The 23,910-nt window shown below is 59.7% G+C and carries 17 protein-coding genes and 1 pseudogene; 9 read left to right on the forward strand and 9 right to left on the reverse strand.

Annotation, left to right across the window (positions count from 1 at the left end; genetic code table 11):
• Positions 1 to 85: 85 nt before the first annotated feature.
• The 7 genes from AC3WXD_RS24730 to czcI all read right to left on the reverse strand — a co-directional run bounded on the left by AC3WXD_RS24730 (position 86) and on the right by czcI (position 9,673).
• Positions 86 to 1,552 (reverse strand): sensor histidine kinase, encoded by a 1,467-nt coding sequence (locus AC3WXD_RS24730; RefSeq protein ID WP_059414497.1) that lies wholly within the window; start codon positions 1,550 to 1,552, stop codon positions 86 to 88.
• Positions 1,524 to 2,201: a heavy metal homeostasis two-component system response regulator CzcR gene (gene czcR, locus AC3WXD_RS24735; protein WP_059414499.1), complete on the reverse strand. Its 678-nt coding sequence runs from the start codon at positions 2,199 to 2,201 to the stop codon at positions 1,524 to 1,526. The genes AC3WXD_RS24730 and czcR overlap by 29 nt, the downstream gene beginning before the upstream one ends.
• Before the next feature lie 2 nt (positions 2,202 to 2,203).
• Positions 2,204 to 3,154 (reverse strand): cation diffusion facilitator family transporter, encoded by a 951-nt coding sequence (locus AC3WXD_RS24740; RefSeq protein WP_059414501.1) that lies wholly within the window; start codon positions 3,152 to 3,154, stop codon positions 2,204 to 2,206.
• Positions 3,155 to 3,204: 50 nt separating this feature from the next.
• Positions 3,205 to 6,396: a heavy metal efflux RND transporter CzcA gene (gene czcA, locus AC3WXD_RS24745; protein ID WP_059414504.1), complete on the reverse strand. Its 3,192-nt coding sequence runs from the start codon at positions 6,394 to 6,396 to the stop codon at positions 3,205 to 3,207.
• Positions 6,397 to 6,412: 16 nt separating this feature from the next.
• Positions 6,413 to 7,975 (reverse strand): CzcB/NccB family metal efflux transporter periplasmic adaptor subunit, encoded by a 1,563-nt coding sequence (gene czcB / locus AC3WXD_RS24750; protein WP_059414506.1) that lies wholly within the window; start codon positions 7,973 to 7,975, stop codon positions 6,413 to 6,415.
• Between the two features lie 18 nt (positions 7,976 to 7,993).
• Positions 7,994 to 9,250 (reverse strand): heavy metal efflux RND transporter CzcC, encoded by a 1,257-nt coding sequence (gene czcC, locus AC3WXD_RS24755; protein ID WP_059414508.1) that lies wholly within the window; start codon positions 9,248 to 9,250, stop codon positions 7,994 to 7,996.
• 75 nt (positions 9,251 to 9,325) lie between these two features.
• Complete coding sequence (gene czcI, locus AC3WXD_RS24760) at positions 9,326 to 9,673, reverse strand: cation efflux protein, CzcI family (RefSeq protein ID WP_156174002.1); 348 nt, start codon at positions 9,671 to 9,673, stop codon at positions 9,326 to 9,328.
• Between the two features lie 1,224 nt (positions 9,674 to 10,897).
• Between czcI and AC3WXD_RS24765 the strand changes: the two are divergent.
• Both AC3WXD_RS24765 and AC3WXD_RS24770 read left to right on the forward strand, forming a co-directional pair.
• Positions 10,898 to 11,448 (forward strand): annotated as a pseudogene (locus AC3WXD_RS24765) (MgtC/SapB family protein).
• A 96-nt stretch (positions 11,449 to 11,544) separates the two neighbouring features.
• On the forward strand, positions 11,545 to 11,826 hold the full coding sequence (locus AC3WXD_RS24770) for a DUF4148 domain-containing protein (protein ID WP_082080014.1): 282 nt from the start codon (positions 11,545 to 11,547) through the stop codon (positions 11,824 to 11,826).
• 318 nt (positions 11,827 to 12,144) lie between these two features.
• On the opposite strand, the gene AC3WXD_RS24775 is transcribed toward AC3WXD_RS24770, so the two are convergent.
• Complete coding sequence (locus tag AC3WXD_RS24775) at positions 12,145 to 12,456, reverse strand: helix-turn-helix domain-containing protein (protein ID WP_231586618.1); 312 nt, start codon at positions 12,454 to 12,456, stop codon at positions 12,145 to 12,147.
• Between the two features lie 8 nt (positions 12,457 to 12,464).
• Positions 12,465 to 12,725: a type II toxin-antitoxin system RelE/ParE family toxin gene (locus AC3WXD_RS24780; protein WP_082080016.1), complete on the reverse strand. Its 261-nt coding sequence runs from the start codon at positions 12,723 to 12,725 to the stop codon at positions 12,465 to 12,467.
• Positions 12,726 to 13,248: 523 nt separating this feature from the next.
• On the opposite strand from AC3WXD_RS24780, the gene AC3WXD_RS24785 reads away from it, so the two are divergent.
• The 7 genes from AC3WXD_RS24785 (at position 13,249) to AC3WXD_RS24815 (ending at position 23,360) form a co-directional block, all read left to right on the forward strand.
• Entirely contained in the window at positions 13,249 to 14,097 is an 849-nt protein-coding gene (locus tag AC3WXD_RS24785; protein WP_370552870.1) for an AraC family transcriptional regulator, read from the forward strand.
• Between the two features lie 695 nt (positions 14,098 to 14,792).
• Positions 14,793 to 16,517, forward strand: coding sequence for a cation:proton antiporter domain-containing protein (locus AC3WXD_RS24790; RefSeq protein ID WP_059414518.1), 1,725 nt, complete (start codon positions 14,793 to 14,795; stop codon positions 16,515 to 16,517).
• 209 nt (positions 16,518 to 16,726) lie between these two features.
• Complete coding sequence (locus AC3WXD_RS24795; RefSeq protein WP_059414520.1) at positions 16,727 to 17,155, forward strand: hypothetical protein; 429 nt, start codon at positions 16,727 to 16,729, stop codon at positions 17,153 to 17,155.
• Positions 17,156 to 17,668: 513 nt separating this feature from the next.
• The gene (locus tag AC3WXD_RS24800) at positions 17,669 to 18,553 is read left to right on the forward strand and encodes a DNA-processing protein DprA (RefSeq protein WP_059414522.1); all 885 of its coding nucleotides are present in this window, start codon (positions 17,669 to 17,671) and stop codon (positions 18,551 to 18,553) included.
• Positions 18,554 to 18,579: 26 nt separating this feature from the next.
• Positions 18,580 to 19,260, forward strand: a complete 681-nt coding sequence (locus AC3WXD_RS24805; protein ID WP_156174003.1) for a hypothetical protein — start codon at positions 18,580 to 18,582, stop codon at positions 19,258 to 19,260.
• 956 nt (positions 19,261 to 20,216) lie between these two features.
• A complete protein-coding gene (locus AC3WXD_RS24810; protein WP_059414525.1) occupies positions 20,217 to 21,206 on the forward strand; it encodes a hypothetical protein in 990 nt (329 codons plus the stop codon).
• A gap of 1,074 nt (positions 21,207 to 22,280) precedes the next feature.
• The gene (locus AC3WXD_RS24815) at positions 22,281 to 23,360 is read left to right on the forward strand and encodes an FRG domain-containing protein (RefSeq protein ID WP_197090439.1); all 1,080 of its coding nucleotides are present in this window, start codon (positions 22,281 to 22,283) and stop codon (positions 23,358 to 23,360) included.
• Positions 23,361 to 23,910: the final 550 nt, after the last annotated feature.

Below are 23,910 nucleotides of genomic sequence, written 5' to 3' on the forward strand. Positions count from 1 at the left end.
ATCTATGAAAACGAGTGTACGAGCTGCACTCCGTCTACAGTCTTGCCCAGGGATTACAGATAGGTAATGGCGCTCAATCTGGTCCCTACCCAACGACTGAGCGGCCTTGGCTGAGCCGGCCACCGGCCGACCGTGCCGATGCCTGAGCTCCGTCGATGGGGAAGCGCAATGTAAAACGCGTCTTTCCATCCGGGCCGCTTACGACTTGGGCATCTCCGCCATGAAGCTCCATGATGGACCGGACGATGGCAAGTCCCAATCCCGTGGACTGCGATGAGTTGGATCTTGCCCTGTCTCCTCGGAAGAATCGATCAAAGATGAGCGATAGTTCCGGCTCTGGAATCGAATTTCCGATGTTGATTACATCGATGCAGCAATACTCAGCTTCGCGGCGCACGATCAAATTGATTGGAGAACCAGGTCGTGCATGTCGCACCGCATTCGACAGCACGTTGTTGATAGCGCGCTGGAAGAGAATCGCATCAGCGACCAAGGTTGCATCACCACTCACCCTGATCTCGACACTTCGCTCCTCTGCGAGTACCGAGAAATAGGCTGACAACTTGCGTAGCTCTGCATTCAATTGAATTACCGTTAACTCGAGCGCCACCTTGGCACTGTCGGCCCGCGCGAGGAACAACATTGCATCGATCATCCTGGCAAGCCGCTGATACTCGAGCAGGCTTTCCTCAACCAAGACGACATACTCGGGGCCTGAACGCTCGCGTGACAGCGCGACCTCCGCATGTCCGATAAGGTTGTTGAGCGGTGTACGCAAATCATGCGCGAGGTCCGCCGAGAATCGCGACAGCTTCTGATATCCATCCTCAAGACGCTGCAGCATGGCATTGAACGCCATGGCAATATCCTGCACCTCTGTCGGTGCCGGTGGCGTGTCCACCCGATAGCTGAGCCGCTCCACACTGATCCTGTTAATCTGCTTGATCAGCGCGTGAGCCGGCTCCAGCTCGCGGCGCGTAATGGCGGCGCCCACCATTGCCGTCAATATTACGCCAACGGTGGTACCAAGTATGAGCGTGGTGCGGAATCTCGCCGTAACCTGCTTCCTGTCATCGCCGGATTTTCCGACTACCACAATCACCTGCGTCCCATCCTTACCCAGCACCGCATCAGCGGACTGGATCATCAACGACGACTTCTGTGCGGTCGTGGCATCGCTAGAATCCAGTTGAAGCAGTGCATCATTACCGGTTCGAAACAATATCCGGCCGTCTTGTGCGGCTACACGGACGATGAGGTCCGTGTAGCCACGTATCAGGTCATCGAATCGGTGCTGCGCTGCAGGGACACCTTGCACCCCATCGACCTCGCGTAAAAAATGCTCGACCTGCTCCAGTTTTCCCTTTACGACCGCCCCGTCCCTGGCCTCAAGTTGTGCGGCCAGCGAATAATAAGCAAATGCACCCATGCTGGCCAGTGCGATGGACAGCACTAGTGCAAAGAACAGTCCGAGGCGGCTCGTAAGTGATAGCGGTGTCACGGATTTCCTGCGGCGCAACCCTTCATCGACCGCGTTCTGGGTCGAGAACATACCCCATACCCCTTACCGTGTGGATCAGCTTCTGGTCGAACGGGTCATCAAGCTTAGAGCGTAGGCGCCGGATGGCAACGTCGACGACGTTGGTGTCCGTGTCGAAGTTCACGTCCCAGACCTGGGACGCGATGGTGGTCCGCGATAACACCTCGCCTCGTCGCCGCATGAGCAGATGCAGCAACGAAAACTCCTGGTTGGTCAACTCGATCCGGATCGCACCTCGGAAGACCCGACGACCAAGGACGTCGACGTCCAGATCCGCGATGCGTAGCCGCTCGGACTCCTTAGATGTGCTTTGCCGGAGGCAGCGCCGGATGCGCGCGAGCAACTCAGCAAAGGCGAATGGCTTGACGAGATAATCATCCGCCCCGAGTTCGAACCCCCGGACACGATCCGCGACATCATCCAATGCCGTCAAAAACAGCACTGGCGTCTCGGATTTCGAGCGTATCGACTTGATCACTGTCCAACCGTCCGTACCCGGCAGCATGACGTCGAGAATGATAGCGTCGTATTCCGTCTCTTCCGCCATGTGAATGCCATCGCTTCCGTTATCCGCAATGTCGACGACAAATCCCGACTCTGTCAGCCCCTTCTGTAAATACTCCGCGGTTCGCGGCTCATCTTCTATAACTAGTACACGCACCGTTAGTCTCCTCCTGTAACGTGCGATTTTGATCCGACCAATGCCGGTGACGCGTTGAAGTGCTGTGCAACATCCGCTAGTTCGCAGGACGAAAGCTCGAACTGGATGGTCACATGGGTGATATCGAACTCCTTGGCCAGCATCTGCTTCAGTTCAGGCAAAACCTCCATCTCGGGATTGACAGCGGTATCGTTGACGACATGAACCGTCAAACTGGCTTTGCCGCTAGTCAGTGCCCAGATATGAAGATCATGGAAGCTCTTGACGCCGCGCGTGGTGAGGATCTTGGCTTCGACCTTCGCCAGGTCCACGTCATCGGGCACGCCTTCGAGCAGTACATTTAGACTGGACGTGAGCAGGATCCATGTCCGCGGCAATACCCACAGCCCGATCAGTACGGCAATGGCCGAGTCCACCCAGGCCCATCCGGTGAAGCGGATGATGATCGCGCCGGCAATCACGCCCACGGAGCCAAGCAGGTCGCTCCATACTTCAAGGTAGGCCCCCTTGACATTCAGGCTGGTGCTTTGCCCCGACGACAGCATGCGCATACTGATAGTATTGATAATCAGGCCCAGCACCGCCACGATCAACATGCCCGTCGATTCAATCTGCGGAGGCGACTTCAAGCGCACGTAGGCTTCGTACAGAATGTAGACCGCGACGCCGAACAGCAGCAGCGCGTTGAAAGCCGCGGCGAGAATCTCGAAGCGGTAATACCCGAACGTGCGTCTCTTGTCAGCCGGACGCTTCCCTATGGAGATCGCTGCAATCGCGATCGCCAGAGCAACCGTGTCAGTGAGCATGTGCGCGGCGTCGGAGATCAATGCCAGGCTCTTCGTCATAACACCGCCCACTACCTCGGCAATCAGGAACGTACCGGTCAGTGCAAGCGCAATCTTGAGGGATCTCTCGTTGCCACTGAATTGATCATGAGAGTGTCCTGCACCCATAGAACCTCCTAGAAAAAGATGAGGCGATCCGAAGACCGCCCCGGTGTACGTTATGCCGGCTGATGGCCCTGGTCAGGTTGCTCCTGTTGAGCAACCTCCACGCGTGTGTCTTCGGCGTCCTCGTCCTTGCGGTGGGCAAGGCGGTAGAGCACCGGCAACACCAGCAGCGTCAGCGCCGTGGAGGATAAGATGCCGCCGATCACCACGGTTGCGAGGGGGCGTTGGACCTCAGCGCCTGTACCTGTCGCGATGGCCATCGGGACAAAGCCCAGCGAAGCCACCAGCGCTGTCATCAGCACCGGGCGCAGTCGAGTCAGCGCACCCACCCGGACCGCGGAGTCCAGGGAATGACCTTCTTCACGCAGCGATCGGATGAACGACAGCATCACCAGGCCGTTAAGCACCGCCACACCGCACAGTGCGATAAATCCCACTGCCGCGGTAATCGACATCGGAATGCCACGTAGCCAAAGTGCCAGGATACCGCCCGTCAGTGCAAAGGGAATGCCCGTGAAGACCAGCAGGCCATCCTTGATATTGTTGAACATCGCGAACAACAGCACGAACACCAGTAGCAGTGCCACGGGCACTACCACCTGCAGGCGGGTGGTCGCCGACTGCAACTGCTCGAAGGTTCCCCCCCATGTCGTCCAATAGCCGGCCGGGATCTTGACCTGGCTTTGAATGGCCGCTTCCGCCTCGGGCACAAAGGAGCCGATATCGCGTCCACGCACGTTGGCACTGATCACGATGCGGCGCTTTCCGTTTTCCCGCGAGATCTGGTTGGGACCGGGAGCCATCTCCAGCGTGGCCACTTCGCTCAATGGGATAAACGTCGTCTTCGCATCCACCCCCTTGGGCAACGGAATCGGCAAGCGGCGCAAAGCCTCTACCTCTCCGCGCACGGCCTCGGGCAGGCGAACCACGATATCGAAACGGCGATCACCTTGGAAGAAGGTACCGGATTCGCGACCGCCCACGCCTGTTGCCACGGCGTCTTGCACATCGCTCATGTTGAGACCGTATCGCGCGGCCTTGTCCCGATCGATCTTGACCGTCAGCATCGGCAGGCCGGTGGTTTGCTCCACCTTGACCTCTTGGGCGCCCTGAATGCTCTGCAACACCGCCGCTACCTTCTTGGCGGTTTCGTTAAGAACGTTGTTGTCGTCACCGAAGATCTTGACGGCAACGTCGGAGCGAACCCCGGAGATCAGTTCGTTGAAGCGCAACTGGATCGGCTGGGAGAACTCGTAGTTATTCCCAGGAATCCTGTTGGCCTCCGCCTGAATGGCCGACAGCAGTTCAGCATGCGTCTTCTTCGGCTCCGGCCAGTCCTTCACTGGTTTGAGCATGATGTAGCCATCAGAGATGTTCGGTGGCATCGGGTCGGACGCAATCTCCGCGGTACCGGTACGCGCAAAAACCCGATCGATCTCAGGGAATTTCGCCTTCAGCGTCGTTTCGATCTGCTTCTGCATCTCCACGGACTGCGAGAGGCTCGTGCCAGGGATGCGCAGCGCCTGGATGGCGATATCGCCTTCATTCAGACTCGGAATGAACTCGCTACCCAGCCGCGCTGCAATGGCCACGCATAGAACGATGGACACTGCCGCAAACGTCAGAACGACTGGAGTGTTAACCAGTGACTTCTCCAGCAGTGGCTCATAGCGACGCTTCGCCCACAGCATGAGGCGGTTTTCTTTTTCCGCTACGCGCTCACCGATGAACAGCGCCACCGCAGCCGGCACAAATGTCACAGAGAGAATCATCGCGCCGAGCAGTGCCAGCACGACAGTGAAAGCCATCGGATGGAACATCTTGCCTTCCACACCGGTCAGCGCAAAGATCGGCAAGTAGACGATCATGATGATGAGCTGACCGAAGATCAGCGGGCGACGTGCCTCCTTCGCTGCCGCGAACACCTCGTGGAACCGTTCGGTGCGCGTCAATGGGCGCCTATGATGCTCTTGTGCATGTGCCAGCCGTCGCACACAGTTTTCGACAATCACCACCGCGCCGTCGATGATGATGCCGAAGTCGAGGGCGCCCAAGCTCATCAGGTTAGCGCTGATCTTGTAGTTCACCATTCCTGTGAAGGTGAACAACATCGCCAGCGGAATGATCATCGCAGTGATCAGCGCCGCACGGATGTTCCCCAGGAAGAGGAAGAGGATCACAATGACGAGCACCGCGCCTTCAAGAAGGTTCTTCTTGACCGTAGCGATGGCCTTGTCGACCAGCCGCGTGCGGTCATACACCGTCACGATCTTTACGCCTTCGGGCATCGTGCGATTAATGGCGGCCACCTTTTCATCGACCGCCTGCGACACAGCCCGGCTGTTCTCGCCAATCAGCATGAACACCGTCCCAAGCACGACCTCCCTGCCATTCTCGGTCGCCGCACCCGTGCGCAGTTCCTTGCCGATCTCCACATCGCCTATGTCGCGGATGCGGATCGGCTGACCCTGCGCCGTGCCAACAATAATGTTGCGGATGTCGTCCTCTGACGCGACTTGACCAGGCGCACGAACCAAGTATTGCTCACCCCGGCGCTCGATGTAGCCTGCCCCAACGTTGTCGTTGTTCTTGTTCAGCGCATTGACGACGTCGGTCAGGGTCAGCCCATACGAGGCCAACCGTTCGAGACTCGGCGCAACGAGGTACTGCTTATTGAACCCGCCGATCGTGTTGATTTCCGTCACACCCGGCACGTTACGGAGTTGCGGCCGCACCACCCAATCCTGAATTTCACGCAGGTCTGTGGGTGTATAGGTTTTCCCATCGGCTTTGCGGGCCCCTTCCTCGGCTTCGACGGTCCACAGATAGATTTCGCCAAGACCGGTGGAAATAGGACCCATCGCCGGCACAACGCCCTCAGGCAAGTTATCCTTGGCTTCCTGGATGCGCTGGTTGACGAGTTGTCGCGCGAAATAGATGTCCGTGCCATCCTGGAAGATGACCGTGACCTGCGACAGGCCATAGCGGGACAGCGAACGGGTCTGTTCCAGACCCGGCAAGCCGGCCATCACCACCTCAATCGGATATGTGACGCGCTGCTCGGTTTCCAGTGGCGAGTAGCCCGGTGCTGAGGTATTGACCTGGACCTGAACGTTGGTAATGTCAGGGACGGCGTCGATCGGGAGCTTGTTGTAGTTGAAGATTCCCAGCCCGGCCATTCCAAACACGGCGAGCAAGACCAGCCATCGCTGCTCGATGGCGAAGCGAATGATACGTTCAAACATTGCTGTTTCCCCCGTATCAATGGCCGTGTTCGGCACTGGATTTGCCAAGTTCGGCCTTCAGAACAAAGCTGTTGGCGGCCGCGTAGCGTGCACCCGGCTTCAGGCCCTCGACGATCTCGACGACCTTTCCGTTCGTGCGACCAATCTTCACCGGCTGTGGCACGAAACCTCCTGGCACGGCAACAAACACGACGCTCTCGCCATCAATGTCTTGGACGGCTTCGGTCCGAACCGCAACCAGTACTTCGACATCTGCGCCGAAGACATCGACTGTGACAAACAAACCCGGTCGCCACGCCATCTGCGGATTGGTCAATGTTACGCGGGCCTTCGCCGTCCGCGTCTGTTCACCCAAAAGCGAACCCACGTATGAAACAGTGCCACCCGCCTTCACGTCCGACGATGCGGAGTTGATCGAGGCCTTCTCACCAATGCGCACCCGCTCGAGGTCCTTGGCCGATACCACAAACTCGGCCCAGACAGATGACAGGTCCGACAGTGTGAAAACGTTGGCGTTGTCCGCGACGGCTTCGCCGAGGGAGATATGCTTCTCGACGATCATGCCGTCGAACGGCGCACGCAGTTCATAGCGGTTCAGTGCGGTAGAGTTGTTGCTGGCACCAATGGCCGTCAACTTCTGCTGGGCGTTCTGGACACTGATCTGGGCTTCCTGCAACGCGTTACGGGCGGCCAGATAATCTTGTTCCGCAGAGATCTTCTGTTCCCACAGTTTCTTTTCGCGGTCGTAGGTGACGCGCGCCAGATCCAGGCGCTTCTGCGCAGCGAGCAGTTCGCTGCGCTGATCGGAGAGCCCGGTGCTCGCGATAACGGCAAGAACCTGTCCCTTCTTGACCTGCTGTCCGATGTTGGCCGGAACGCTCTCCACCACGCCAGCCAGACGCGGCACAACGTGAGCCGTCTTGTCCTCGTTGAAGCGAATCTCACCCGGGAACTGGACACCTGCTTGAACCTTGGCCGAGCCGGCCGTCTGTACAACCACCCCGGTCTTGGCTACCTGGTCGGCCGTCAACTCGATCTTTCCTTCTTCCTTGGAAAGCTTGACGGCCAACGGCGTCGTGGAACCGGGCAGAGTGACATCTGCCGTCACGTCGAAGACGTGGGGCTCTGCAACAGGCTGCTGGCTTTCCAGCGCATCGCCGGAGACCACGAATTTGAGGGCCTGCGTTTCACCCGTAGCCCGCACAAGTTGACCAGTGCCGGCCACACCCTTATCCACGGCCTTACCTGACTTGCTGACCCAGACACGGATGCGAGCTTCGCCCTTCGATTCGGCGGTGCCGATTTCCACATCGTAGCCATCACGGGAGAAGAGCGCGCCACCGTTGACGCCCTTTTTGACTTCGTGATGCTCGCCGTCACCGTGTGATTTGTCGTCTTTGTGCTCAGCGTTCTCCGCCTGCTTGCCATGATGCTCGTTGTCGCGATGCCCGTTGGTTTCGGAGTGTCCGCTCTGTTCTGCGGTGCCGGACCGACCGCTCAGCAGCACGGCGCCGGTCGTGACGCCGCCCACCAACACGATGGCTGCGATAGCAGCCTTTTGTTTATTTGAAATAACCATGTTTGTTGAGTTCCCGCCTTAACGTCCCAGAATGCGATCGATCGTGGTCGCCGCCTGATAGGTTTGTCCAAGCACCCCGAGATAGCGGATGCGTGCCTGGAAAAGCGTGCGCTGCGCATCCAGGACGTCCAGATAGTTGAATTTGCCAGCCTCAAAGCCGATGGTGGCCGCGTTAAAAGCTTGTTCCGCCCCAGGCAGGACGGTTTGCTTCAGTGTTTGCGCGGAGGCGCGGGAGACCGAAAGCTGGTTCGAAGCAGCCAGAAGGTTTCGTGTCAGTCTGACCCGATTGGCCAGATATTCATCCTGTGCCTTGTCAGCCTGGCGAATGGCCGAGTACAGATTGCCCTGGTTCCGGTCAAAGAGCGGCAGAGGGATCGCCACGCCTATTACTGCCATATTCCGATTTGCCTCGGAATCACGCTTGGCGCCAAGACTGACAGTCAGGTCCGGATACTGGCGGCTTCGCTCAACATTTATCAACGCCTGGCGACGATCGAGCTCAGCACGACTGGCAGCCACCAGCGGCGAGTTCTCGAGTTCCTTCTGGAGAATTTCTGGTGCCGGCCTGGATGGGAGCGCGTCCAGGTTGCCCTGTGCTTCGGCAAACTGCGGCGCCGCGTTTCCCCACAGCGCTGTCAGAGCCTGGCGGGCAGACTGCAGGCTGGCAGTCGCTTCTGCCAGTTCGAGTTCGGCATTGGCCTGCTCCACGCGCGCCTTGGTTTCATCAACAGGGGAGATCTTGCCGGCTGCCACGCGACGTGAGGCGGCTTGTGCGCCCCGTACAGCGATATCTGCGGAGCCTGTCGCCAACTTGATGCGCTCCTGCGCTATCAAGACGGCAAAGAAGCTCTCTATCACTTGCGCCCGGATGTCGCCGCGAACGCCAGCTAGCGTTGCCTGCGCCAGTTCGCGCGTCCTTTCCGCAGCATTGATACGGGCCGATCGCTTCCCGCCCAGTTCGATCGGGATATTCATCTGCGCGGTGGATGTGCGGGTGGACTTCCGCGTGTCTTCGACCAGCGTCTGGAGTTCGGGGTTGGGAATAACCCTTGCCTGCATGATCCCACCTTCCGTGGAATCCAGTTCCTTGGCCGCAGCGGACAAGCTGAAATTGCTTCCTGCAGCCAGCGATAACGCGGCTTCGAGTGTCAACGGCCCCGTTGCTTCCATGGGAAACGCGGGCGCGGCAGACGTGCCGGTATCAGATTGCGCTACAGCAAAGTTTGGGCTGAGAAATGCTACCGTCAGCCCGAGCGGCAGAAATAGTCTTCGCATCGAATTGCACCAGGGTTTTTGACCAGGAGAATTCGGCGAGCGACGAAAGGAGAAATAGAGTCGTCGTCTCGCCGATCAAGCGAGACGCTGCCACTGAGGACGGTCGGGTTCCCTAGCGTTCAACGATGTGAAGGCGAATCCGTGCTGGCAATTGGTCACTTCGACGCGTTTCGCAGTCGGCATGCCCTGCGCCTGTCCATGGACAAATTGGAGGGAAGCAAGGTGACACACACCGCAGTCAGTATCCACGACCGACTTCTTCTCAACATCGGCCTTACCTTCCGGTTGCTGATGTCGGTGTTCGTGGTGCCCGAGGTGCCACACGGCTGCCGCCTTCTCGTGCTGACAATAGCGTGCGGCTGCCGCCCAGGAGAACTGGAATGGCAGAATAAGCAGCACGAAGATCAGGGCGAAACGTCGCATTTCGGGGCGAAGGTACGGGGCTCGGAGGTGGAGTATTGCCGGCTTGGCCGTTGACGAAGTCTACATGAATCCACGATCACTAGCATTAAGATCAGATTACGATTACCGCCTTCGCCTGCTCGTTTTCGAGCGGCGCTTGCTGCTCTCATCGTCCTTGCGCTTCGGTGTCGGCCCGTACTTCCATCGTAGGTATGCGGCGAACCCCACATAGAGGGCCACTAGGCCGATCAACATAATGACCATGCTGAAAACAACAGAATCGGACACGTGATCGTAGTGCATGGTTGCGCAAGTATGCAGTGTTGAGCGGGCCCGGCGTCTAGCATCAGGCCCGCGTCATGACGGCCCGAAGGACTCCGGTCTTATGGAAGAGGTCAAACGATTCCACGACCACGGATAGGCTGAGAAACCAGACAGAGTCGGCAATGTTCCGTTGGAACGAGGATATATGGGCCGGCCATGTTGATTTTCCCCGACACAACGACAGTTGGGGGAAAAACGCTGGTATGCGACGAACATACTCCGCGAACTCAAGAAACGCAGACGAAAGAAAGCGACCATCTGTCCGGATGACAGCCGGGGACATCAGCACAAACGCAGACGTCAGGACAGCCGTAACCATCAGCGATTCAGTCATCGGGCTCGATCCGACGATGCCCAGGATGTTGCACATATGGAGCGGATGCCGGCAGAGCGAAATGGACCCGATGTGACAGGTATTGTTCTTGCGCCCTGGAGGGTATAGCGAGCAGCGGAGCCATCCGACCGTGGCCAGGCTCACTCCGACCATTCCCGGCGTCAGCATTGGCGGCCAGACTCACTTACCGTCCCACCGAGAATGACCGCAGAGCAGGCTTGCCGGGACGAATGCTACGACGACACGCCAAACGCCAATACGATGACGGGTCAAAAATTCGTCCGGCGTCTTCGGGAGGCCGGCGGGCTGTGAAGCGAAAATGGAAGAATCGGTCATGCTGTCAGGGGCTGGGAGAGGAAATCGCGCGCACCGTCTTTGGACAGTAACTCACACGAAACGAGCGCTAATGGCCAGTATTCTAAAGTAGGCCCTCGTCTACGAGGCTTTATTGCCAAAATGTAATACGTCGTTAATCTTTCCCATCGCCCCGAATCGCGCCGCATCATGGCTCAGCAATCCGAGCGTCATCATCGAAAAAATTGACTGTCGCGGCCATTATCAGCGCCCAGTCGGAGACTTGCACAATCATGAACGACACCCTTCGCACATTGAGTTCGGAGTTCTCCGATCTAGCTGGTGCCGCCGAAGCCATACGAGCGGTCGCCCGGACGCGGATGACGGTATCCGTCGTCTTGGGGGGACTTACTGGGCATAAGCGTGAGAATTCTGGAAAATCCGCCCGCGTCCGCACTCATATGCTCGTGGCGCTGGGCGCCCGCATCTTTGTCCTGATGCCTCTCCAGGCGGACGTGCACTCGCCGACATGAGCCGCGTCCTTCAGGGACTGACATCGGGCATTGGGTTCCTCTGTGCGGGTGGCGCCATCCTGACGCCTGACAATGGGACGCATACAAGGGGCTTCGTGACCGCCGCCAACATCTGGATCGCTGCTGTGATTGTCCTGGCTGCCGGAATGGGGCATGCGACGACTACCGTCATTGCAGCCGGCTTCGCGCTTATTGTTCTCCGAGTTCTGCAAATATCGAAAAAGCAGGGGCGTCCAGTGCGAACTGCGCAGACCGCTTGCGATGAACTTTACGAACTTGTCATGAACCGTCAACGAGACAGCAAGCTGTGAGCGCTATAAATGGGCAGGCGACTATCCCCGATCGCATAGTCGATTCAATCACCTAAAGCCACATATTTGGCATCAGCCGGAGCAGGAGTCAATAAAATGAAAGGTATCGCATTTGCCATCGTTCTATCGGCCAGCATCGCGGCGCCCGCCTTTGCGCAAGGCAGCAGCGATTCCTCACAAGGTCGCAGCCGTGCGGAGGTCAAGAAGGAGCTCGCAAAGTCCAAACACGACGGAACGTTCATCAAGAAGAACGGCGAGTACCCACCCAGCGAGCAGACGGTAAAGCAACAGAAGGCTGAGCATGCCGCATGGATGCATTCCAAAGACGGTGCCAATCCGGCGTTTGACAAGCATGACGAGCCGAATGCCCATCGGTAAGTCAATTGACCAGAGCACATACTCGAAGGCCGTCGAGGGCGAGGCCTCCTGTCTATCCAAATGGTCACACGGTACTCCAATTGCGCCGGATGGGTTCTGCTCTCGTATTCCCGCGACCAACTGGTGCTAGCGATGGGGCGCACCGGTCGAGCGCCAGTGTAGTGCTGTCGCGACGTTCCTAAGCGCCGCACGCGGGAGACAGTCAAGGCCAGAGTCGGAGCACGAGCCTCACGGTCGCGCAGAAGTGGTTGGCGACGCCGATAGTACCGAAAAAGAAAAAGGGCGCTTGGGCGCGCTTTTTCTCTGGATACCAGAATCTCAGCGTTTGACGGCTTTCAACTGGCGTTTGAATGCCTTCAGGTTGGAGACAGCGAACAGTTGGCTGCGGCCAATCTCGCTGCTAGCGACCAGCTTCTTAGCCTGCACATAGCGTCGGAAGGTTGGCATTGACACTTCCAGGTACTCAGCGGCTTCGGCAGCCGTGAACTCATTGTCGGCAAGGTGGCCAAAGACTTCTTCGTGGCTCAGGTTACCACCGGAGAATGCTTGTTGCCCCACCAGCGTGAAGAACTTCACACGCTCCCGGGCAGGCATCTTGCCGAGGGTCTCCATCAGTTCTACTGCAGTCATGGTGCTCATCATTTCCTCTCTGCCTTCGAGTACAGCTTGAGCTGCGCGTAGAAATTCTCGTGCGAGCCCACTTGGTAAAAATCAATCATCAACAACTCGACATCGACTCCTTCGGCTCGTTGCTCTGGCGTTGGCGGCCGATAGGCGACTAAGTATTCTTGGCTCCGGAACCTAAACTTGTGGACCCAGATTCCGGCCAGGTCTCCTACCTTTGGCTCCCCGATATCCGGGTTGCTACAAACGACCTCTACTTCGTCCTCAATGGCCACTTGGGGAGTGGCTTATGCGCCCTCTTGACAAACTGACCGAAAGGCTTCCTATAGCTTGGCATCATGATCTGATATAGCATCATTTCTGATTCTATATCGCATCATTTTGCATTTCAATGTCCAGGTAGCCGATGACTGCCGTTGGCGGGCGACTCTGGGGAATATAGGACCATCAGATCCACCAGTTTCGGGTCCGCCGGCGTAGTCCCCCCCCCCCCCGACGCAGCCGTCGGCAACACTGTTGCGACACACGACGCTGGCAGATCGCTCACGCGCTGGTCTGGCATGGCGCGGCAAACCGCAGTGTTCAAGGCGGGGAGAGCATTCCAGAAATTCGAGTTGCGCCAGCTCCAACAGTCACATTACGATGATTCCGGCGGTGTGATTTCCCCGAAGTCGCCTGATAGCTATCAGGTAGCTACCAGATATCCTCCCGATGAGAGAGGCAGACTACTGCCCCATACAAGCCGGACTAACGATGCGCTCACGGGCGCGCGGATGGCGCCGGCAGGAGACAAAGGACATGCAGATGCAGGCAAGCGGCTTTGCGTGCCCGCCAGCCACGACCCCGGCGCCCCGCGCCGCGGACGGCGGCGGCCGGGTGATGTGGATCACGCCGGACCGGCTGTTCTATGCGGGCCTGCTCGGTTCGCCGTCGGTGCGGACCATGGGCGGGCTGCTGATCTACGTGGCGCTGCGGGCGCCGATCCGCATCAGCCTGGACGGTACGCGCTGGGACGCCACCGAACTCGCCGTGGTGCCGGCCTACATGCCGCATTCGGTCGCGTGCGACGACCGCATGATCTGCGACATCGGGCTGGAGGCCGAGAGCATCGACCCGGCGCGGCTGCCCGCCGTGATCCGCGGGCAGGCCGGGCCGGTGGAGGACGCCGCCTTCGCCCGGCACGTGCGCCAGGCCCACGCCTGGCTCAGCCGGCACGGCAAGGCGCTCGACCTGCAGGCCGGCAGCTTCGACCAGATCTTCTTCGGGCAGGCGCTGGCGCGGCGCGCGCTGGACCCCCGCATCGGGGCAGTGGTGGAGCGCATCCGCGGCGCGCCGTCGGACACGGCCACGGCGCAGTCCTGCGCGGCGTCGGCGCATCTGTCGTTCTCGCGCTTCCTGCATCTGTTCAAGGAAGAGGTGGGCGCGCCGTTCCGCAGCTTCCGCACCTGGAAGCGCGCGCGCAGCCTGCTGCATTACGTCACACAGGATTCCAACCTGGCGCACGTGGCGCTGGATACCGGCTACCCGGATTCCACCCACTTCAGCCATTCGATCCGGCAGGTCTATGGGCTCAAGCCGAGCGACATCTTCGCCGGCTCGCGCAAGCTGGCCCTGCTCGGCGAGCAGCGGGTAGAGGCTAGTCGGTAACCCTTCCTTTCGTTCAACGTCCGGGATACTGGCCTGCGGCAATGTCTTCTAACGGCGCCGCGCCCGTCGGCTCCCAGCCCAGTAGCGAACGCGTGCGCGCACTAGAAGCCGCGCATCGGCACCGAAGATCGCGCCCAGCCAATCAAAATGGGCCTGCGCGCGATCGGCAGGAACGGATTCCACCGGCACGCCCAGAAACCGGCTCAGCGCGATCGCGATGTCGCTCGGGGCGACGCTAACAGCCGTGATGGACGCCGTCGGCGTCCGCGCTGTCTTTCCTCGGCCTGAAGGACGAAGCTTGCCGCGCCCAGGGGTCAAAGTCACACGGCTACGCCGCTTTGACGGCTCGGACGTCGCACCCAGAGGGCACCAGGCCGGCCAAGCCCACAAATGCCGATGCCGGCCGTCCACACGCGGCCGCATTATCGGCCGCAAAGCGCTCCCAGTGCTGATGTGCGTGCCGTGCGATCGCGGCTCCATGTGGGCTGTTATAGAGCTACTCGCCACTGCTCAGGCAGTGACGCCGCGCTGCGCATACCCCATTCGGAATGAAAATGACATCGCAGCCGTGGCGTCAGCAGCCTATGCGATATCCTTGTGCTGCGTGGTCGAGTTCGTGATATTCGCGGTACAAGCCACGGCTGCCGCTGCAGCGGCCGCGAGGACCCCGTTCACTCAACTTTCGCGGCCCCTGAATGGAAGACAGCATACCCCTGATCACCACGCTCGCCGCTGGCTTCAGCATCGCCTTGATGCTTGGTTTCCTTGCCGAGCGAGTCAAGGTACCGGCGCTGGTCGGCTATCTGGTCGCCGGAATCATCATCGGCCCCAGCACGCCCGGTTTCGTGGCCGATGTGCGTCTGGCCTCCCAGCTCTCCGAGATAGGTGTCATGCTGCTGATGTTCGGTGTCGGCCTGCACTTCTCCGTCAATGACCTCTTGGCAGTTAAACGCATCGCTGTACCAGGTGCCCTGCTGCAGATGGCATTGGCTACGGTGCTGGGCCTGCTGGTCGCGTGGTGGTGGGGGTGGGGTTGGGGCAGCAGTTTGATTTTCGGCCTGGCTCTATCATGCGCCAGTACCGTGGTGCTACTCAAGGCCCTAGAAACACGTGGCGCACTCGAGAGCATGAACGGCCGCATCGCGGTCGGATGGCTGGTGGTCGAAGACTTGGCCACCGTGCTGGTGTTGGTCTTGCTGCCGCCGCTGACCAACTTCCTGGGCGGCACCGTGGCGGTACCGCCAGCCGAATCGAGACCCTTGTGGACGACCATTGGGCAGACGTTGTTGCAGGTGTCCGCCTTCATTGCGCTGATGCTCATCGTTGGCCGCCGCGTGCTGCCCTGGCTCTTGTGGCAAATCTCGAGTACGGGCTCACGCGAGTTGTTCACCCTATCGATAATCACTGGCGCCATTGGCATTGCCTACGGTGCAGCCGAGCTCTTCAGCGTCTCCTTTGCTCTGGGAGCATTCTTCGCCGGAATGGTCATGCGGGAATCTGAGTTCAGCCATCGAGCCGCTCAAGAATCCCTACCACTACGCGATGCCTTTTCCGTTCTCTTTTTTGTGTCGGTGGGCATGCTGTTCGAACCAGCTATCCTGATGGAAAAGCCGGTGCACGTGTTCGGCGTGGTGGCCATCATTATCCTCGGTAAATCCATTGCGGCATTGGCCCTCGTCCTGGCCTTCCGCTACCCGCTCAACACCGCGCTGACTGTCTCTGCCAGCCTAGCGCAAATCGGCGAATTCTCGTTCATCCTGGCCGGCCTGGGACGTTCCCTTGGCCTGCTGCCCGCCGAAGGCATGAGCCTGGTGCTGGCCGGCGCGCTCATTTCTATTGCCCTGAATCCTATGCTTTTCGCAGCCATCGAGCCGCTGCGCCGATGGGTACTCCGACGCTCGAAACTGGCTCGCCGTCTGGAGCAACGAGGCGACCCCTACGCCGAACTGCCTACGACCACAGAGCGCAAGTATCTGGAGGGCCAAGTCGTGCTGGTGGGCTACGGTCGGGTGGGCAAGCGGATCGCTAGTTCACTAGACGCCCGCGGCATCCCCTATGTAGTGGCGGAACAGAACCGGGAACTGGTTGAGGACTTACGCAAGAAGGGCATGGTGGCAGTGTGGGGCAATGCTGCGGATCCTTCGGTATTGATTCAGGCCCACATTGCCGACGCGGCCATGCTCGTGGTGGCAATGCCCGATTCGCTCAATGTCCGCCAGATGGCCGACACGGCGCGCACCCTTAACCCGGGAATCGAGATCGTGATGCGCACGCACAATGAAGACGAGTCACTGATGTTGCGCAAGGAGGGAATCGGAACGGTCTTCTTCGGCGAGGAGGAACTGGCAAAAAGCATGGTCCACCATGTTCTCCAACGGTTCGCGCCGCAGTCGAATCATTCGGCCACTGGTCACGCTTGAGTACCGATCCCTCGGCGCGATTCCGTATGGCCAACGGTAGCGCGATTCACCAGATCTTCTGCTACCAGGCACTTTCGCTTACTCCTTGCCGGTTAGTAGGTTGGTACTGTATATTTATACAGTACTAGCCGCATCCCGGAAAAGTTGACTCCTGAAGTCAAGCCCGTGCGGTGCCCGTGCTTCCTCTCCCTTCACCTCGAAAGGTAATCATGTTCGTGGACCGCACCGAAATCATCAACGCCGCCAAGGCACTGCGCGCCAGCCAGGAAGAATCCCGATACAGCAAGCTCGTCGCGCTCGCGAATAAGCAACTCAAGGCAATGCAAACGGCAATCCAGAGGGGCAAGGAAGAATTCGAGACCAGACTGGTACTCGAAATCAGCGAAGACAATCCGAAGGTGGCGCTGGAACCGCGAGCGCATCGGCTAGCCGACGACCTCAGATCGCAGGGCTACACCGCAACGGTGACCACGTTTGCCGAGGTCAGCACCGACCGCAAGAACTGGACACCAAATATCACGGTCGTCATCGGTCTGGGCGATATGGTTTCCGAAGCCGACGCTACGATAGCGGAAAGCATGGTGACCGACGAGACGGAAGTCGCGCTGGCTGGTGAAGCTGCCAATGAAATGGCCTGACAGCAGGCGGCCGATTCGAGATAGGATCCGGCATCACGGGGTTCGCGTACGGTCGCGAGCGTGATGACCCTTGGCGCGGCAGGCCTCGTCCTTCAGGGCGAGGAAGGATAGCGCAGACGCCGAAGGCGTCCGTTACGGCCGTTAATGTGGCGTCGGCTGTGTTCCATGTACTAGCGGACGATCTCAATGGGAGCAACGCCACAGCTTCCAGCAAAGTGGACGGCGACCATAGCGCACTGCTCCACAGCTTGCGCCGAATGCTGGGGTGCCGAATGTCATTGTCGTCGCTCATAGACCAAACCAGACAAACGACTACGTAGAGCATCACGTGGCGCAGTAGGAACTCTCCCCCCCCCTTTCCGGCCTCGGCCGGCGAGCATCAGCGAGAGGGGGAGGTGGATGTCAACGGTCTTGGTCGCCCAGTGCCCGATGCCCGATGCCCAAGGCGACAGGAGGGCGAACCGGTAAGGTACGGTATATTTGGGCTATCAGAGGCACAAAATTGAGAGCGCCATGAGCACCGTAGCCGACTTTCTGTCGGAAAAGCCAATTGACACGCGGATCGAGATCGGGGCGTACGAGTATTTGTGGCAGCAGCCCAGTTCCACCATGAAACGCCTGGCAGATCTGTTCGGGGAACACCCGGGCAGCCTGCCGTCCGACTTGGTGGAGGTCGAGGTCGCCGAGCGTACCGCGAATCAGGTGGTGGAACATCTGGCCAGCCGCGGCATCAAGCGCTTCGGGGTACGGATCAACGGTGCGCACGACTATCCCTCCCGTCTTCGCGAAGCCATCGAGCCAGTCGAACTTCTGTATTTCCTTGGCTCGTGGGAGCTCGCAGAAGCGCCGCGCCGCATCGCGGTAGTAGGGACCCGCAAGGTCAGTGATGAGGGCGCACGTCGCACGCGGAAACTCGTGCGTGGTCTCGTCGAACACGATTTCACCATCGTGTCGGGGCTTGCGCAGGGCGTCGATACTATCGCGCACGAGACCGCCATCGAATGTGGCGGGCGCACGATCGCTGTCATCGGCACGCCAATCTCCGAGGTTTACCCGAAGGAGAACGAGTGTCTCCAGCACCGTATCGCATCCGAGTACTTGCTCATCAGCCAAGTGCCGGTGCTGCGATACAGTGCACAGACGCCGAAGTGGAACCGACTGTTCTTCCCTGAGCGCAATAAGACCATGTCCGCGCTCAGCGAGGCGACGGTCATCATCGAAGCCAGCGAGACGTCCGGTACTTTGATTCAGGCGCAGGCCGCCCTGAAGCAAGGGCGGAAGTTGTTCATCTTGGAGAGCAACTTCCACAACCAGGCCATTACGTGGCCAGCGAAGTATGAAAAGCTCGGTGCGATCCGCGTCCGTGAACTCGACGATATTCTCCGAGTCATGGCGTAGCCATGCCGATGCCCAGGCGCCTAACCTTGGTCGGAGAGCTTGAGCGGCCGGACCACGAGCACCTCCCTGCTGAGGACAAATGTTATTTCTGGGGCGAGTACACCCCACATAAGCACACCAGCGGCAAATTATGGGATTTCTCGCCGACGAACCAGCTCATCAGCAACCTGAAGAAGGGGATGAGCCGACGCGGCAAACCGGATTGGCGCTACAAGCAGGAAGCGATCAAGCAGGTCGCACAGGCCTTCGCCGTCCATTGGAAGTGGAAAGAACTGCTGGAGAAGTATTCTGTCGCGCTGATCCCGATCCCATCGTCCAAGGCGAAAACGGACGCGGACTACGACCCGAGGATGCTGCTGGTCTTGGAGGAGTTGTCGCGCCGCCTTGGCGCCGAGTTGGACATCCGCGATTGCCTTTCCTTCAGCGGCGCCTACGCTGCTAGCCACAAGAGCGAGGAGAAACGAGATCCGGACCGGCTTTACGAGGACCTCACCTTCGATGCGGTGGCTGGAAAAGTGGACGCACAACCGGACGTGATCCTCATCTTCGATGACATGCTCACCACTGGCGCGCACTACGCCGCCGTCACACGGCACCTGCGCGAGCATTTCCCGGACGCGAGGCTCGTAGGCGTCTTCGTCTCCCGCCGACTTCTGCCGGATCCCTTCGCAGATGCTGCAGACGACTTCGACGTGCTCGACGATTGATGCGAGGGCGATACAGTGACGAAAGTCTTCCTCAACTATGAGCGCCCGACGCCGGCGGGCCGATGCGGACCCGACACGCGCCCGACTTGGCGATCGCCGGCACTGCAACACCACGCAAGGCTGACGCGGTGCTCACGCGCGGGCAGGCCCACCAGTTGGCGGCATACGCAACCCGGGAGAGCCCCGCGCGAACCAGCCAGCGACCGCATGCGGGCTCACAATGAGGCAGGAGCCGAGGCGACGCCGACACCGGCCGGCTGACCGCCCAGGGCCAACATCACCAGCTGCCAACAGCATGCTGCCGGGCCAACCTCGATGCAGGGAGTACGCTGTCGCGCGCTGGCGTAGGCGGGGCTGGCCACGCTGGCAGGAATCTTCGACGCCGCCGACTACCTGCACGCTGGAGCCGACGCTGCCCCGCGCGCATGGCAGGCTGCCACACACTGGGTCGGCATGCGACCTCGAGACGGGGACGAGCTCCGGGCACGAAGGGCCGCTGACGGCCGATAGTGTTGAAAAACTCGCTGGCAGCCGTTCTCTGCTCGTCTCCGGAGGTACCTTACCCCTCAACCGTCGGTCGATCGTGGAATACAAGCCGATCTGAGAGGTCGACTTCTGGCGATTACGGTGCGCGCGCCATGGGTATCGAGTTTTTCAACACTATCGACCCATTGCTGTCACACGCACCGTCACTCGGATTGGCCTCTGCGCAACCGGTTGCGGTCAGTCGATACCAGCCATCCTACTTCATGGTGTACCGCTCATTTCCCTCATCGAGGCGCGAACAACATCGATGCATCGGCGACCGACAGCAAACACTCCCAGCTAGCAGCTCACGGAAGGTATACGCGGCGGGGTTGATCTGCGGTTGATCCGCCCCACATCGTGGGGCTATGCAAGCGAAGCCCACCGCTGCGGTTTGGTGCGCCGCTGGCTCAACCAAGGAGACAAGGCCGATGGCCCAACAATATACGATTCGAGACGCGGCTCGCAATTTGGCCGCAGCTGACTTGTTCCGGAAAATTTCTACTGAAGAGAAGGCTGCCAAGTTCGCCGAAGAACTGCAAAACATGCCCGATGCTATGCTGCAGACCATGGCGCGGATGAGCGGCATTCCGGCTCATCAGACTGCCCTGCACCTGGCCATGATGCGCGGGCAAGAGAACGAGTTTTCGCGTGGGCTTAATGCGCTCGATGGGTGGTTCCAGACTGGCGACCTCATTTTGATGACAGGGAACCTAGCCCTCGCGCAGGCTCAGAAGGCCCTTTATAAGGACGCGAGGTCTAGCCACGTCGCAATCGTGCATGCTGACTTTATCTGCATCGACGCGATCCCGAAGGTCGGCGCATCGAATCGAGTCATTCCTGACGTCCTTGCCGATGTTGAGCCCGGGTGGCGCGTGATCCGACATACGTCGGTTGGGCCGGAGAACACCGATCACATCATGCGCGCGTGTTCGTTCTACCTGGCGCAACCTTACAAGATCCTCCCATCCAAGAAATCGGCCAAGAAGTTCGCATACTGCTCGGAGTTGGCCAGGAAGGTGTATCGGGACATCGGCGTCGCCGGAACGGGCATCCCTGACGATCGAATCATCGCGCCGGCGCACTTCGACCGACTTGCAGACCATCACCCGAATTGGGTGGACGTGACCGACTCTCTGCGCCCCGCAGTCGAGTTCTGCCAGAAGTACCCGGAGATCCTCCGTGCGACCGCCAAGATGTTCATTGACGGGCTGAAGCTGAATCGCAGGCGCTTTGAGGAACGGACCGAATTGCTTGCCAAAATTCGGGACTTGACCAAGGCCGGCAAGATCAGCAAAGAGGATGCTCAAGATGCCGTGGCACAAATTAGGGAGATCGAGCACAACATGAATCACACCTTCTGGGATGTCCCGCGCAAGGCCGGTGGGTTCAACGGCCCCGGCGAGGATAAAACCGCTTGAGCGCGGGCGCTGGCCACGTTGACCAGCATGCCGGCTGGTGTTTATCAAGTTGCGGGCCATGCCAAAAGCGGTCGGCCGCTATGCAGCGTGATACGCCGGCCGCGTCGACCAATAGGTGTCGCTAGCTTGCCGCCGACTGCGCCGCCACACTGGAGCGTCCGGTGTCCAACGGCAAGACGTCAGGAGACATAGATGACCGCGAATGGCTGCCCTCTGCGATGGTGGACTTTCGACTCTCAGGCTGCAAGCGGCCGAGTACAGCCTGAACCAGCCATATAGAGGTTAGGTCCGGAAGTCCGGCTGTAGCCGGTGGCGGCCATTGTGGCAGCGTGTCCTGGTACCCTCCCCGCTCACGCTGCTCAGAATTCCCTGGCAGGTCCAGGCCCCCGGCGGCGGCCGGGCTGCCGGGTTTTACCGAGCCGTCAGTTGCCGGCATGCCCGCGCGGGCCAGGCACGCTCCCGACCAAGCCGCCGCACTCGCTGTAGCGCCACGCACGGACAGGCCCACCGGCCGGCGGGGGCCAGCGGCGCGACCGACTGCCGGCACCAATACCACCCGAAGAACGCAAGACGCCAGCGCCGGCACCGACATGCCGGCTCACCATGCAGCCCGAGCCGAGCCGACGCCGGCACCGGTCGGCTGGCCGCCCAGGGCCCACACTACCAACCGCCAGCAGCATGCCGCCTAGTCAAACTCGATGCGAGGAGTACGCTAACGCGCGCTGGCGCCGGCAGCGCCGGCCAGACTGGCAGGAATCTTCGATGCCGCCGAATACCTGCACGCTGGAGCAGGCCCTGCCCCGCGCGCGTGGCAGGCTGCCACACACTGGGTCTGCGCGCGACCTCGAGACGGGGACGAACGCCGGGCGCGGGGGCAGTTGACGACCCAAAGCGAACGATGGAGCAATCCTAAAGGGGTCATTTCGTCTCGCGTCGTAGTCAACGTGGGGTTCCACACACAACAGAAAGCTTCTACTTCCAAATATAAGTAGACTTCAAGACCGACGTTGGCCTCTTTTCGGTATCAAGAGGACGAAAAGCGCAGCGCCAAAAACGCGCGGCCGGGAGATGCGAATGAGTGGAATCGAGACATTATCAGAGCTTCGCCGTCGTAAAAGCGCGTTGGGGAGGAGACTGGGCCCATTTGAGTTTTTTTACGACTCAGAATTGCCAGCCCTTTCTCAACTAAAGAGTACCTTCGCTACCCTCCGTCCTTCAGCGCCCGTGATCACTAGCGCCGCTGGCCAAATGACAATCGCAGTGGAGTCTGCGGAGGCGGCGTTCATTTTCCTGAAGGGACTCCAGACCCAATGTTGCCATAGTCCAGGGACTGAACCGGGTTTTGGTGGATTAGCCGGACCCTTGCTGTTTAGAGGTATGCGTGACGAATCATGGGATATTGAGACATCAATCGCTAGGGTATCTCCGAATGAGCGGGCGGCCGCCTCTCACCTCACTGACGCATTTTCACGGTTGACCGCCACTGTCGGCCATGGCATGGCCGGGCTACGGCTCCCCCCATCGAGCTATGTGTCAGTTGCTCAGCACTACGGCTTCAAGACCAGTTTGCTCGACTTCACCCCGGATCCCGAGGTTGCCGTGTTCTTCGCATGCCAAGAGGGATCGATGACTCAAGGCGTGGTGTACTTTCAAAACATAAACCGGCTTCTCGACCAGGGACTGCGTATTCTGCTGGCCCCGCCGCTCTTTAAACGCATTGAAATACAGCGTGGAGTTTTTGTGGATACCCCGGGGGTGCTTTCAAAATCCCTCTTCAATCGGATCGTGTTCCCATCGAATATTCCGTTGACAGTGTTTCGTAACGGAGAAGCAGTTGACTTGCTGTCCATGCCTGACTGGATAGCAGATGCCTCCGCCTTCGTTGAAACATGGGCGCCGGGGAAAGTGCTCGATAGCTTCTCCGGCGACGAGTGGGAGTGGGACTTCTATGCAAAAGGACCCACGTATGATCCAGTTATGGAACTAGCTCGTTGGCTAGATTTTTACGAAGATGCCCGGTACTGGCTCGCTGGCCTCGTGTGTGGCAGCGAAGAGGCCTTTCTTCCCCGTTTGGTTAATGCCATAGCGCACGACAACCCCGAGCTTGCATCGCTGCATGATGAACTTCAGCGCCTGTTCGGTAAGCCAACTTGAGGGGAAGGCATCCGATCGGTCGGATTCTCGTGACCCGTATCGGTCGTACGAGGCATGAGCGCATTTGCGCCATGCAACTCCACTGAAAGCCGGTCGCGAACGTACCAGTTGCGGGCAGCACGCCGAGCCGACCGCGAGGCTGGAACCGCGCTGACGTGCGCAGCCGCCCGCGGGGCCGCTCTGGCTGACCAGCGTCTACAGTGCCGCCAGTTTCCAGCACGTCTGCGAATCCTAAACGCGCCCGAATTGGCTAGCATCTACCGCGCCGCCTGCTCCGGCCGACTAGGGCCAGCGGGGCGATCAACCGCCGACGCATGCACACCGGGGACTCAACGCCCGAACCCGCCAGCGGCCACGCCCTAGCTCACAATGAGGCTGGATGTTTGGCGAGCCGCGTTCCCATATTGCCATTGCCGCGGGCGGCTTTGCCGGGTTGATTGAAGGACTGCTGACGCAACCCACTGCAGCCGCTCGAGTCTCGATCGCCAATGTCAGTTGGTAGCGGGAGCAGAAGCTCGATGTCCGATAGCGCACGTCCGATTTGGAGCGA

Source organism: Cupriavidus sp. FW216-B1 (assembly GCF_058789195.1).